Source organism: Nostoc sp. XA010 (assembly GCF_020829625.1).
Taxonomy (GTDB): domain Bacteria; phylum Cyanobacteriota; class Cyanobacteriia; order Cyanobacteriales; family Nostocaceae; genus Nostoc.
This window is the reverse complement of the sequence record NZ_JAIVFX010000011.1, coordinates 222,296-236,243: the sequence shown is the minus strand read 5'-3', so window position 1 is coordinate 236,243 and position 13,948 is coordinate 222,296. Positions and strand designations below refer to the sequence as shown.

Below are 13,948 nucleotides of genomic sequence, written 5' to 3'. Positions count from 1 at the left end.
TTGCAGTTGAGAAACTTCATTTTCATCCAAGTCAACAATGTACTTTTTCGCCATGTTAAACCCCGTTTTTGGTTATTTTACTAATTAGAGGTTTTACTTAGCAAAGTTACCTTGGCAGACTACTAGTGATATGTTGTGGCGATCGCACCACAATAACTTTACATGACTTTGGCAAAGGCGATCGCTTCCTTCTCCACCTCTACACTTTATGTTGATTTTGTCAATCATGTTGCCATTGTTCACTGCTGTCACTCCCTCTGAGTCTGCCTTACACCCATGTTAAGAAAGATGTGACTAATGATAGTTGCTCAAAAGAAAGGTTAGGGGTGAGGTTTTGTACTTAATTAAATCCGCGTTCCTTAAGTTTTCTCATTTCAAGTCATATTAACTCTTTGAGTACGGTAAACCGTATTTGCTCGTTAGTTCCCAAAGATTAATTTAATTGTTAAGTTTAGTTACATAAATAAAAAATTCTGCAACCATTGCTAGAGGAGAGAAATTATGAGAAGCGGTAGTATTGTTAACGATAAAAACAAATTGAACAAGCCTGTACATTACATCACACAGGTTAAGCTCTCTCAGAAATAAGGCTTATTTAACATTCCTATGAAAGCTACAGATCAATTGGTGCATTTTTTAAAAGAAGAGTTGGGTATTCCTGGTGGAGCAATTTCTCTTGCTTTGCGACATTGTGAGCAGACCCCCAACTTTCTGGCTATGACCCTCTGGCAGTATGGACTGGTAACACTGGATCAGTTAGCCCAAATTTTTGATTGGTTGGAAACAGTATAAGCTGCTGCTTCAACTATTTGAATGGTAAATAACGGACTTTCTGTGAAAGTCACATTTTCAACGGGTTTCATTTTAAGGATTAGTAACATCAATGCCAATTAAAGAACAGCCTAAGTCACCTCGGTTTCGGATCATTGCTAATATATTACTGGCAGTATCAGGGCTATTTTTGCTCTTAAATTTATTCTTGCCTGGTTTATTTGCCTCTGGCCCGACTGGTGTTCCCTATAGCTTGTTTATTCATCAAGTACAAGAAGGGGAAGTTAGCCGCGTTTCGGTTGGTCAAAACCAGATTATCTACCAACTAAAAACAGAAAATGCCGAGCCGCCCCAGGTGTTTGCAACTACACCAATCTTTGATTTAGAGTTACCCAAACTGCTAGAACAAAAGGGAGTTGAATTCGCTGCTACACCTCCACCGAAAAATACTTGGTTTACAACCCTCTTAAGTTGGGTGATTCCACCACTGATTTTTATTGGTATTTGGCAGTTCTTTCTCGCCCGTGGTGCTGGCGGTGGCCCCCAAGGTGCGCTTTCTATTGGTAAGAGCAAAGCTAAAGTTTACGTTGAAGGCGAATCAGCTAAAATCACCTTTGCAGACGTAGCTGGGGTAGAAGAAGCAAAAACTGAGTTAGTGGAAATTGTCGATTTCCTCAAGACTCCGGCACGATTTACGCAAATTGGCGCTAGGATTCCCAAAGGTGTGTTGTTAGTTGGGCCTCCGGGTACTGGTAAGACACTTTTAGCGAAAGCCGTAGCAGGAGAAGCAGGAGTTCCATTCTTCAGTATCTCTGGTTCGGAGTTTGTAGAATTGTTTGTCGGTGTAGGTTCTTCCAGAGTGCGGGATTTGTTTGAGCAAGCAAAGAAACAGGCTCCTTGTATTGTATTCATTGATGAATTGGATGCGATCGGTAAGTCTCGTAGCAGTAACGGCTTCTACGGTGGTAACGATGAGCGAGAACAGACCCTCAACCAGTTACTAACTGAGATGGATGGGTTTGCGGCTGGGGATGCAACAGTGATTGTACTAGCAGCTACCAACCGCCCGGAAAGCCTTGACTCTGCATTGCTGCGTCCAGGCCGCTTTGACCGCCAGGTGTTGGTAGACCGTCCCGATTTATCTGGTCGGGAAGCAATTCTCAAGATTCACGCTCAAAAGGTAAAATTAGGAGATGATGTAGATTTAAGAGCGATCGCTACTCGTACCCCTGGTTTTGCTGGTGCAGATTTGGCAAACTTGGTAAATGAAGCGGCATTATTAGCAGCCCGTAATATGCGGGAAAGGGTTGCTCAAGAAGACTTTGCTGAAGCAATTGAGCGGGTAGTCGCCGGTTTAGAGAAAAAGAGCCGAGTGATGAACGAGACTGAGAAAAAGATTGTTGCATACCATGAAGTCGGTCACGCAATGGTCGGGGCGCTAACAACAGGAAACGGTCGCGTAGAAAAGATTTCAATTATTCCTCGTGGAATGGCAGCTTTGGGTTACACTCTGCAATTACCAACTGAAGACCGCTTTTTGATGAATGAAGAGGAACTGCGGGGTCAGATTGCAACTCTATTAGGTGGACGTTCCGCCGAAGAGGTTGTGTTTAACAGTATTACAACCGGTGCTTCCAACGATTTGCAACGAGCAACTGATTTGGCAGAACGGATGGTAACAGCTTATGGTATGAGCAAAGTCTTAGGGCCACTGGCTTACCAACAAGGACAACAATCGATGTTTTTGGGTAATGGTGGGGGTAATCCTCGGCGGGCGGTGAGTGAAGACACATCAAAAGCCATTGATAACGAAGTCAAGGAAATCGTGGAAACAGCCCATGAGCAAGCCCTAGAGATTCTTAGACAGAATCGAGATTTGCTAGAAGCGATCGCTACTCAACTCTTAGAAACAGAGGTCATTGAAGGCGAAAAACTGCACAGTCTGCTAGGTCAAATTAAACCCCTAGCTAAGACAACTGCTGATTCTGTTGCATCTTAGAACGCCATAATTATAAACGCAAAGGAACGCAAAGTTATTCTCTGCGTTCCTTCTCTGCGAGACGCTGCGCGAACGCTAATGCGATTGCGTACCTAAAGCGTTTCAAAAATGCCACTCAAAAGAAAGCGGTGCGTTTTTAATACTCTGGAACAGAAGGATCAATTTCTCGACTCCAAGCAGTAATTCCGCCTTTGACATTCGTCCCAACAATCCCGGCTTCTTTGAGAATACCGAGGGCTTTTGCCGATCGCCCGCCCATCTTACAATGAGCAATTAAGCGGTGACCGTTTAATATTTCCTTCACCTTGGCAACGCCATTGCCATTTTCAATGTCTGGTAAAGGCACTAACACTGAACCAGGAATTTTAGCAATGTCATACTCATTGGGGTTGCGGACATCTAGCAGTACAAAATCCTTCGCACCACTATCAAGTAACTCCTTCAAATCCTTAACGGTCATTTCTTGCATTTCCATCTGCTGTTTAGCCTCCTCTGCCTTAGCTTGTGGAATTCCGCAGAATTGTTCGTAGTCTATCAGTTTTTCAATTACAGGGCGAATTGGGTTAGGACGCAGCTTCAATTCCCGGAATTTCATATCTAAGGCGTTGTATAGCAGCAATCGTCCACTTAAGGTATTACCTTGTCCCAGAATGATTTTGACAGTTTCCGTTGCTTGAATTAAACCAATAATTCCTGGTAAAATTCCCAAGACCCCACCTTCTGCACAAGAGGGAACCATCCCTGGTGGTGGTGGTTCTGGGAAAAGGTCACGATAATTTGGCCCACCTTGGTAGTTAAATACAGTAGCTTGCCCTTCAAAGCGTAAAATTGAACCGTAGACGTTAGGCTTATTCAGCAATACGCAAGCGTCGTTAACTAGATATCTAGTGGGGAAGTTATCAGTACCATCCACGACGATATCGTAAGGTTCAAGGATTTCTAGGGCGTTTTCAGAAGTTAGGCGAGTTTCGTATAAATCAACCTGACAATAGGGGTTAATCTCGTGAATGCGGTTTTTTGCCGATTCAATCTTAGGTTTACCTACCCAGGATGTACCGTGGATGACTTGGCGTTGTAAGTTGGAAGTATCGACAACATCGAAATCGACAATCCCGATACGTCCAATACCCGCCGCCGCCAGATATAAAAGTAGTGGTGCACCTAGTCCACCTGTACCGATACACTGGACGCTGGCAGCTTTCAGGCGCTTTTGTCCTTCTAGTCCTACTTCCGGCAAAATCAGGTGCCGGGAGAAGCGTTCGTAATCGTCTTTGGTCAACTGGATTTCATCCAGATTGGGATTGAGCGACATACCATGTACCAATAGTTTCAACGTTTAATCTAGTAATTTTAGTATTAAAATACTAATTTAGTCTTTGAGCTGTTTTTTTATCTTACTGTGGGAAAAGCTACTTCTGTACCTCTTCAGTTTTGGGATTAGCGATGCCTTCGGCAACGTCTTCTCCTGACGGAGACGCTCCGCGAACGACGAACGCACTTCATTGTCTACAACCCTAGAAAAGCGATCGCCTTTGTAAGCTGTCGCGATATTCTATCCCCAAAACGTTATCCCGCTTTTTTCCACGGAAGTTTGACTGTAAAACGACTACCTTTACCTAACTGGCTTTCAGCATGGACAGTACCACCATGCAACTCGACAATTCTTTGCACCATTACTAATCCTAAACCAGTACCTCTAGCATCACGGTTAGCGGAATTTTCAACTTGCACAAAAGGTTTAAATAATTGGAAAAGGTCATCGGAAAGCATACCAATACCCGTATCTACCACGCTGAAAAAGATATATTCATTTGTGGAATTTGGCTGGACTTCAATCCAAACTTTGCCTCCTTCTTTAGTAAACTTGATAGCGTTAGTCAACAGGTTGATAAATACTTGCCGGATGCGGCTTTCATCGACTTCGATGGGTTCGAGTTCTTCAGGTATTTGTACACTCAGATAGATATTTTTCTCGAACGCTAAATGTTTAACAAAACTCAAGCTAGAGTCACATAATCCTTGAATCGAAGTAGCAGCTAGTTGCAGTTCTATCTTGCTGGATTCGATATCGGTAAGCTCAAGGATCTGGTTAATCAATTCTAGTAAATTCTTACCGTTGGATTCGAGAGTATTTAAAGACTGGCGCTGTTCTTCATTCACGGGGCCGTACACTTTATTTTGGAGTGCTTCTGTGATTCCTAGAATGGAGGTTAAGGGAGTCCTCAGTTGATGGCTGATGTTTCCTAAAAAGGTGCTTTTGGCACGATTTGCGATTTCGCCAGCTTTTTTAGCCTCACGTAGAGCGGATTCTGCCCGTTTGCGCTCGCATACTTCTAAAGTCAGGGTAACAAATTCTGCTATTGAGCTAACAAAGTTTTGCTCACTCAGTTCCCATATCCGGGGAATATCAACCTGCTCATACAATATTGTTCCCACTACTTCGCCCCCAACCCAAATGGAAGTATTAATTAGGGATACAATATTATTTGTTTCTAGCAATTCATCGCATAATTCTTGTATCCGTAAATCGTTGCGAGTGTCGCTGACGGCAATAATCCGCGCAGATGTCAGGGATTTAAAGTAGATGGGATAATCTGCAAAGTTGCGTTCTAAACCTGCCGAATGTCTCTGATTGCTACGTTCATAGAGACTTATACATTGTAGTTTGGTGCGGTCGCCATTGAATAACCACACACTGACTCGTTCTATTTCTAAAGCATTTGCTGCTTTCTCGGTAATAACTTTGAATGCCGTTTCCAGCTTTCCTTCTGAAATCGCTCTGTGATTTGCCAGTTCTGCCAACACCTGATGATGCTTTTCCAGTTTTTGCTCACTGTTAATCCGTACTTGAATCTCTTGCTGTAATTCTTGAGTTCGCTGCTTAACTTGCAATTCTAACTCTTCATTTTTGGTTATCTGTGCAGTAAAGGTTTTCCGTAACTGCTGCATCATCTCGTTAAAAGATGCACCCAGCACCTCTAGTTCTTTAATACCCTGTACTATTACCATTGAGTCTTTGCCATTAGTCAAATCTGCTAAATCTTTTGTCGCCATGCTGAAGTCCAAAATTGGCTGAGTTATCCAACGGGCGGTGATAATTCCCAGTAAAGTAGCTAATCCTAATGCTCCCAGACAGAGAAAAATTGTGGTTTGAGTGTTGCGCTCAATTTGTCCCATAAAGTCTGCTTCTGGAACAGCCACTACTATTAACCAATTGACATTTAGTTCATCCTCTAAAGGTCTAATTTCTAAAAATTGTCGTTTGCCGTCAAAGGAAAAATCTAGTTGCTGTAAACTTTGAATCTGGTCAAAATTACTAAATTTAGTTGCTAAATATTTAGTGCTTGCTTGAGTCAAAGAATTCCCGCTCTGGGAAGCTGGCAACCTAATGGGTTTACCATTTTGTAAGCGGAATGGTTCTTTGGTTGTGGAACTTGCGACTAATAGCCCCGATCGCTCGATAATAAAAACTTGTCCAGACTTGCCAACTTTAATATTTTGCAGCAAATCTCCAATTTCTGATATATGAGTTAGAGCGCTGTTGACACCGAGTAACTGACCTTGGGAATTATATATAGGTTGAGATGCGCTAATGAGAAGTGTTGGTTCGGTGAGGGGTGTAAAAATCTGACTAAAGCTGAATTTTTTGGCGGTAACTGCTGCTTGATAATCAGGACGCGATCGCGCATCATAGTTTTTGATCACCTCTGGAAGTTGGGTACGTTGACCAAGAGAGTCAATCTTGTAAGTGTAGAGGTCGTACCCAGTTGACTTGTCGGCTTTTCTGAGTAAAAATTGGCGATCGTTGAGCTTTTCCACCGCTAAGTGTTCTTGCTGTTCATTGCTTGCCGTCAAAGCGATGGCATCAGGAAAAATCTCTAACTGCTTTATTAAGTATGACTCCCAGGTTGCCAAATTTTCCATCTTCAGCAACCCGATGTCAATGATATTTTGATTACCGCGCAGTTCTTGACGCAAAGTTGAGAAATAAGTCTGTAACTTCTGCTCTACTCCATTAGCGACTTCATAACGCAATTCGCTAGCTACCTCATTGACTGCCTTTTGCCCATTGTGAATCGATAAATATCCAGTTAATCCTACAGTTAGCAAGATTTGCAGCAGAAACAAGGCTACCAAAATGCGACGTAAGGGTATGCCTTTAAACAAAGAAAAAACACCACTTTGCCCAGTATTTTTGTTCATCTGCCCACTCCCCTTGCCTGTCCTGTAGTACTAAGTACAACACCTCGACTTTGCTGTTCTGTGGGCTTATACATAGTTTGTACTCGGTCGGGGTCAAGAGCCAATATAGCACTTCTGGTAAAACAACAAAACGTTAGTTAACTGCACTGGTAGATTTTACCAGCCAAATATTACAATCTTCAAAAGAACTAGTACAGCACGCCATAAATAAACCTACTATTTCATTACAGGCAGAAAGCCCAAAATTAAAGCTTTTTGACTTCCCCGAACGCGAATTTATGTTGAGCGGAATCTAAACACAGCGTCTCCAAGAGTTGGGGCTGACTTTTGCAAAAGACTCCATGAGTTGCACTCACAAGGAGCAATGAAAATTTCTTGTTCCTACTCCCTACTCCCTATTTTCAAGACAGGTCTAATCAAACTAAAGGCAATAAGATTTCAAATTTTGTACCTATACCAGCCTGTGAATGAAAACTTAATTTACCACCATGTCTGACTGTTATAATTCGATAACTTACTGCTAAACTAGTATTTTTACTATTCTTTGTTTCAAGAGAAAAGGATTCTATAATTTGCTGTTGCAATTCTTGAGACATTCCAGGGCCATTGTCAGAAATGCGAATTAATATCCAGCGAGAATCTGGTGCATTTGGGCTGCTTGCTTCCTGAGAAATTACTTCTGTAGTAATCTCAATTCGGGGTTTTTGAACAGCTTTTATATCTTCTCGATTTAACTGCTGTCGCACTGCTTCATTGAGTAAAGTATCCACAACTTCGCTAAAAATATTCATCAAAACCTGGTTTAATTGCCCCATAAAGCAATACACTGGGGGTAATTGCCCGTAATATTTTACAATTTCAATTTCTCCTTGAAGACGGCTATTAATTAATAAAATAATACTATCTATACAAGCGTGTAAATCCACTGGCTTGGGATAAAGTTCATCGATATGACAGAAGTTTTGTAAACTGGTGACAAGTTTTTTTAATCTTTCCGCTCCATTGCGGATACTAGCAAGCGAACGCGACAAATCTTGTTCTAAAAAATCAAATTCAATCTCTTCTTTAATATCATTAATTGCTTGAGAAACTGATGGTAACTCTTTTTCATAAGCAGCTATCAGCTTGAGCAAATCTTGGCTGTAGCTTGAAACGTAAGTTATATTACCCCAAATAAAACCTACTGGGTCTAAAATTTCGTGCGCTACACCGTCTACCAAACGTCCCAAATTTGCCATTTTATCATTTTGAATCATTTGGGCTTGGCTGCGTTCATATCGTACCAGATTGTCAATTCCTCGAATTTGCCAAGAAATAATATTCAATTCTTGGACATCTAACAATCTATAAGCACCAGATTCTGTTTCTACTACAATTGGTTCTGCTAATAATTCTGGCGATCGCTTTAAGCTAAGTTGCATCGCAGTTAAAATCGATGCTGTATCAGCAAGCAGCAACATCGGTATCCGCGCATAGCTGTAGAGAACGGCTAATGGTTGCTGAACAAATAACTCTTGTCCGAATGGGCGAATCAAAAATTCCAGCAGTCGCCGCCGCGAAATCATCCCAAAAAACTTTCCCTGTTCTACCAAAATTACTCCTGGTAGCTGCGGGTATTTTTCCAAAAAACTAGCTACTTCCATACCAGTGTGATTGATTTCCACTGGGAAGTTGTACATTGGTAGTTCTTGAAGGGTTGAATTTAAATCGAGATCGCGATCGCTACCAAGAGACACAAATGGCGTTGAGATTTGGCAACTGAATTCTTCTGGCACTATACACCCTGATTTTTAGAAATATTAGGTAAACGATAAGTTAATATTTTACATTTTGTCACCCTCTAAATCCGATTTCGGTTTGGGTATCTACCGCAAGGCGGAAGTCCATCTTAAGCCAGTGCGCCTTTGCGACTCATCGCAAGCTACAGTAAAAACAACCTTTACAAAAAGTGCAAAAGTAGCATTATGACCTCTGCAACCAATCCATCCACCGCCCTCACTCCTTTCCCTGACCATACCCAGCTTCCAGAGTCTGATGGTACCTTCGTGGGATTTACAAGGTAATTTGTTGTTGAGTGGCGATGAAAGGGCTGAACAAGAACTTCAAAGAGCCGATAGCCTAGCTAGCTGCCCAATTGCGTAGACGCAAAGCAGCTTGTCGTTAGACATCGCTCGGCGTTGAACCAGAACCCTAATATTTTGCTCCGAATTACGAATTACGAATTACGAATTACGAATTAAAAAGGGGTGGTGTAAAAGAGTCATCTGTGGCTTAATTTGTTTAGACACAAATTTTACTCCTACCAGGGTAATCACGATGACAAATAGACCTCCTTCTGAACCGGAGTCATCCCAAAAAACTGCTCTTGGCTTTGATGAATTTATAGCCATACTGGTTGCCTTCGCCACTATTGGAGCGATTCTTTTTTGGTCATTGTCCCGCAGGGATTCTAGTTGGAATTTAAACGGGTTACTGTCGCCTTCGTCTACTCCCTCTAGAAGTGTTCAACCAAATCAAGTATTGCCCTTCCCTACTCCCAAGGTAGAACCAAATGTAGCCCCAAACAACGTTTTGCCGTCATCTCCACCAGAGGCTGTTGTTGAACCCAAGACACCTGCATTCCCAACTAACAGTGCAACTTCTTCTCGCGCAGTGTTACCATCTGCTCAGGTAATTCCAACTCAATCCCCACAACCACAGACACCTGTATCCTCTTCAACAGGGCTTGAGTCATCAATTACATTATCAGCTTTGCCTTTAGTAACTCCGGCAAAACAAAAATCTATTATTCCGCCACCAATTGCATTTAATGATGTGCCCAATAACTTTTGGGGTCGGCGTTTTATAGATGTTCTTTCTTCCCGTGGTATTCTCAAGGGGTTTCCTGATTATTCTTTTAGACCAAATCAGCCTGTAAACCGCGCTGAATTTGCTGCTATCCTGCAAAAAGCCTTTGAGCAAGAACCCTCTAAGACTGCGATCGCATTTCAAGATATACCAGCAAAATTTTGGGCTACTTCAGCAATTGACCAAGCCATCACTGCCGGATTTCTCAAAGGCTACCCGAAAAAAACCTTCAAACCACAACAAAATATTACGCGAGTGCAAGTTTTAGTTGCCCTTGTTAGTGGATTGAATTTGAAAGCACCCACTTCGCAAAATCAGATTTTAAGTGTCTATAAAGATGCTAAAAATATTCCAACCTATGCTAATAGCAAAATAGCTGCTGCTACAGCCAATGGTCTGGTAGTTAACTATCCAAATCCACAAATTCTTGCTCCCAATAAAGTAGCTACTAGGGCTGAAGTGGCGGCGATGATTCATCAAGCTTTGGTAAAACGGGGCAAATTGAAGGGAATTTCATCTCAAAACATAGTGCGTAGGCGTAGCCCGTCGCAGGCATCGGGTAGCGTGTCTCCAAAATTCTCGCCCACTCCAAGACAGAACCTAAAAAGTTCAAGTCAGAGATAGGTTCATCGAACTTACGTTAAACCGAAGGTCAGAGGAAGCGATCTCTAGAACTGGAGTTTAGACTAAAAGCAGGCGATCGTTAACAAAGGAGTTTAACAAGCAAGACTGATCAAAGAGATCGGGATGGTGCATGGCGAGAATTGGAGCGATCGCTTAAACGTCTCAATACAGATTATCTCGATTTGTGGCAGATGCATCATGTCTCTTTTTCTGAAGAACTCGACACCATCTTTAGTCCATCAGGCGCAATTAAAGCTTTAGAAGAAGCCATACAACAAAAACTGGTGCGCTTTGCAGGTATTACCGGACATCACGACCCTCAAGTGATTGCCGAAGGCTTGCGTCGCTATCCTTTCCACACTACACTGATTCCTATGAATGCCGCCGACAAACACCACCCGCGTCCATTTATCCCAGTGGTTCTACCAGTTGCTCAAGAAAAAAATGTCGGTGTGATTGCGATGAAAGTCCCAGCTTATGGTCGGCTATTTAAACCAGGCGGGTTGACAGGTATGGAGCAAGCTTTAGGTTATACAATGTCTCACCCTGGAGTTCATTGTTGTGTAATTGCCGCAGAGACCATTGCATAATTAGAGAAAAATGTCAAGATAGCGCAAGCTTTTGTACCTCTTAAAAAGGAAGAATTAACAGCGATCGCACAACGGGCTGCTAATATCTGGGAAGATAGTAGATTCTTCCGTGCTTGGACATAGTACACCTTTGCCTAAGTTCCTAGCAAATGGACTCAAACAAACTTTGCGCTCCTCTGCGCTATACTTTGCGCGACGGCAGTCGCTACAACGGGGAGCCACTGCGCTGGACGGGTTCCCCGGCATAAAGCAAGTGGCGTGGGAACCCCCACAACGCGCTGGCTCCCCTCTGCGTTTAAATTCCAACCCTCAATTCGCTACGATTTCACCTAAAGCCCTACTTAGCCCAACCTTGCACATATTACAGAGTGTATTCTTGCTAGTCACGCTGATAATATTGTGCCGCTTGCGACATATTAAATTGCAATAGCTTCTCTTCTCCCAACTTGTATTGCAAACTCGGCTTAAAAGGCGAAATATTCAAATTGCGAATAATTTCTGCCGCCACAGCCTTTGCTAGTAACGGTGGTACAGAGTTACCAACTTGTCGAAACCCGTGCCATTTAGTTACATGAAATCTAAACCAATCAGGGTAAGAATGCAATCTCGCCGCTTCTCTAACGGTGATACAGCGCGGCGTAATTGGATGAATCGGTCTAGGAGATGTAAAAGAACCCCTATACTTGTCTGTTCCGGCTCTTAAAGTATTACAGACACCAGCAGGATGCAGCTTATAGAAACGACTAATTTTTTCTCTCTCACCTTGTTGAGTATCCTGAAAACGTTGAATAGTTTCCGCAGAATGTTTTGTTCTTAAACTTGAAGAAAGTATTCGCAAATCATATTCTCGCTTATAAGAATAATCATCGTCTAGGCATTTGATACCGCGAAGTACATGAGCATAGTTACTAGGCTTTTGGTATTCTGCCACAACCCAATCTCTTGTTACTAACTCTGGATATTTTTCTATTTCTGGTAAATCTCCAATTGCATCCAATACTGTAGGACTCAATGGAATATCAGATATTATTTTATAATTTAAATTATTTGGTAATGCTTGTTTAGTAGTCGGCTGAGGATATTTCGGTAACTCTACATCCTCTCTTGCACCTATAAGAAATAATCTCTCACGGGATTGTGGTACTCCGTAATGTGCAGCGTTGAGAACTTGGTAATTTTCTTCTACTTTGTAGCCGTGAATTCTAAACTCGCTAATTAAGGATTGGAGGATTTGTTTATGTTCGCCAACTGTAATCCCCCGAACATTTTCCATTACAAAAAACTTTGGTTTTAGCTCAAAAACCAGCCGATGAAAGTGAAACACTAAAGAGTTTCGGGGATCATCAATAGCCCGTTTCCCAATTAGAGAAAACCCTTGACATGGTGAGCCACAAATTACCACATCAATTTCGCGATCGCCAATCTCAGACCGATTCCTAATTTCTTCCCCGGTTGTATCCACAACACTTTTACATAACACTGAGCAAAAAGGGAAGTTAAACTCATGTGTTGCACAATGAATCGGGTCAATCTCCACAGACGCTAGCACATCAAAGCCAGCTTGCTCAAAGCCAAGAGTCATACCCCCCGCGCCAGCGAATAAGTCAACTGCGATCGCTCTTTGTTTTTTCATCTCATAAGCCATGACACCTCTAAAGAGATTGGGATTGGGTATCACGTATCAAATATACAAAATTTTCCCTACTCCCCACTCCCTACTCCCCATTCCCCGCCACCATTTGCAAAATTTCTTGAGCAACGCGATCGCAAACCCCAACTTCTCCTAAACTTTGCCGCATTTCTTCATAATCCGCCAAAGTTTGCTCTCTGCGACTGGGATTGAGTAGCAGTTCCATCGCCGTTTGGATAATATTCTCTGGTGTGGCTTGCTCTTGTAAAAATTCTGGCACAATCGGCTTCATCACTACTAAATTAGGTGGTGATGCGAAGGTTATAGAACCTTTGAGGATTTTACGAGCTATCCAAGCAGTTAGGGAACTTAAGCGGTAAACTACAACTTGCGGCACATTTAACAGAGCAAGTTCTAGGTTGACAGTACCAGATTTACTAATGGCTAAATCAGCAGCAGCAAAAACTTCCATTTGTTGACCTGATATAATTGTCGCCCGTAAACCGTAACGCTCAATAGCCTGCTCAATTGGCTGTCTATAGACTTCCAGCGACAGGGGAATCCAGAAATGAACTTCAGGTAATTTAGCTTGAATCGTTTGGGCGGCTTGAAAAATAATTGGTAAAAGATATTTTAGTTCTTGGCGGCGAGAGGCGGGGAGAAGTGCGATCGCAATTTGTTCTGGTGCAATTCCCAGTGTTGCACGGGCTGCTTGGCGACTAGGAGCGTCTTGCATTCGGTCAACCAAAGGATGCCCTACCCAAGTAACTTTTGCCCCTTTTTCACGAAAGTAACGGGCTTCTTGTGGGAAAATTGCCAACAGCTTATGTGTAAAACCAACAATCCGGCTAGTTCTACGGAAACTTATTGACCAAGCCCACTCTTGGGGAGCAATGTAATACACTACAGGTACATCTGGTAATTGCTGTTTCATATAAGTCCCAATTTCCAGATTGGGAGTCATATAATCGATCAGCACCACTAAATCCGGTGGATTTCGTTTTAAGAAAGCGATCGCCTGACGTTGCACCTGGAGAGTCGGTAAAAGATAAGGCAACCCTTCTAAAATACCCATTGAGCCAATACTACTGGTATTTCCCAACAGAATTGCCCCAGCCTCCACCATTTTTTCGCCACCTAGTGCCACAATCTCTAATTCCAACCCAATCGCCACAGCTTGACGCTTCAGCGCTGTAATGAGCAGCGACCCTTGTAAATCGCCTGATACTTCGCCAGTGCTGATAAATATCCGCATTTGATAATTAAAGTTAGGAGTTAGGAAAT

Annotated in this window: 9 protein-coding genes and 2 pseudogenes; 5 read left to right on the top strand and 6 right to left on the bottom strand. The window is 42.5% G+C overall.

The annotated features are described in order from the left end of the window. Positions 1-93: 93 nt before the first annotated feature. Positions 94-243, bottom strand: coding sequence for a hypothetical protein (locus tag LC608_RS18420; protein ID WP_229554897.1), 150 nt, complete (start codon positions 241-243; stop codon positions 94-96). Positions 244-606: 363 nt separating this feature from the next. Between LC608_RS18420 and LC608_RS18415 the strand changes: the two genes are divergently transcribed. After that, positions 607-792 carry a DUF2949 domain-containing protein gene (locus LC608_RS18415; RefSeq protein ID WP_229554896.1) on the top strand — a complete coding sequence of 62 codons (186 nt, stop codon included), beginning with the start codon at positions 607-609 and terminating at the stop codon, positions 790-792. 91 nt (positions 793-883) lie between these two features. Continuing rightward, the gene (gene ftsH4 / locus LC608_RS18410; protein WP_229554895.1) at positions 884-2,770 is read left to right on the top strand and encodes an ATP-dependent zinc metalloprotease FtsH4; all 1,887 of its coding nucleotides are present in this window, start codon (positions 884-886) and stop codon (positions 2,768-2,770) included. Positions 2,771-2,906: 136 nt separating this feature from the next. On the opposite strand, the gene moeB is transcribed toward ftsH4, so the two are convergent. From moeB to LC608_RS18395, 3 genes are all read right to left on the bottom strand, one after another. Further along, on the bottom strand, positions 2,907-4,082 hold the full coding sequence (gene moeB, locus LC608_RS18405) for a molybdopterin-synthase adenylyltransferase MoeB (protein WP_229554894.1): 1,176 nt from the start codon (positions 4,080-4,082) through the stop codon (positions 2,907-2,909). 254 nt (positions 4,083-4,336) lie between these two features. After that, complete coding sequence (locus LC608_RS18400; protein ID WP_229554893.1) at positions 4,337-6,973, bottom strand: ATP-binding protein; 2,637 nt, start codon at positions 6,971-6,973, stop codon at positions 4,337-4,339. 416 nt (positions 6,974-7,389) lie between these two features. After that, positions 7,390-8,748: a sensor histidine kinase gene (locus LC608_RS18395; RefSeq protein WP_229554892.1), complete on the bottom strand. Its 1,359-nt coding sequence runs from the start codon at positions 8,746-8,748 to the stop codon at positions 7,390-7,392. A gap of 189 nt (positions 8,749-8,937) precedes the next feature. Between LC608_RS18395 and LC608_RS18390 the strand changes: the two are divergent. From LC608_RS18390 to LC608_RS18380, 3 genes and pseudogenes are all read left to right on the top strand, one after another. Beyond that, positions 8,938-9,021 (top strand): annotated as a pseudogene (locus LC608_RS18390) (Uma2 family endonuclease); the annotation flags it as partial. A gap of 268 nt (positions 9,022-9,289) precedes the next feature. Continuing rightward, positions 9,290-10,444 (top strand): S-layer homology domain-containing protein, encoded by a 1,155-nt coding sequence (locus LC608_RS18385; protein ID WP_229554891.1) that lies wholly within the window; start codon positions 9,290-9,292, stop codon positions 10,442-10,444. A 92-nt stretch (positions 10,445-10,536) separates the two neighbouring features. Next, positions 10,537-11,157, top strand: a pseudogene (locus tag LC608_RS18380) (aldo/keto reductase); the annotation flags it as partial. A 256-nt stretch (positions 11,158-11,413) separates the two neighbouring features. On the opposite strand, the gene LC608_RS18375 reads toward LC608_RS18380, so the two are convergent. Together LC608_RS18375 and lpxB are read right to left on the bottom strand one after the other, a co-directional pair. Continuing rightward, complete coding sequence (locus LC608_RS18375) at positions 11,414-12,667, bottom strand: DNA cytosine methyltransferase (RefSeq protein WP_374108411.1); 1,254 nt, start codon at positions 12,665-12,667, stop codon at positions 11,414-11,416. 82 nt (positions 12,668-12,749) lie between these two features. Continuing rightward, positions 12,750-13,919 (bottom strand): lipid-A-disaccharide synthase, encoded by a 1,170-nt coding sequence (gene lpxB / locus LC608_RS18370; protein ID WP_229554908.1) that lies wholly within the window; start codon positions 13,917-13,919, stop codon positions 12,750-12,752. Positions 13,920-13,948 lie beyond the last annotated feature (29 nt).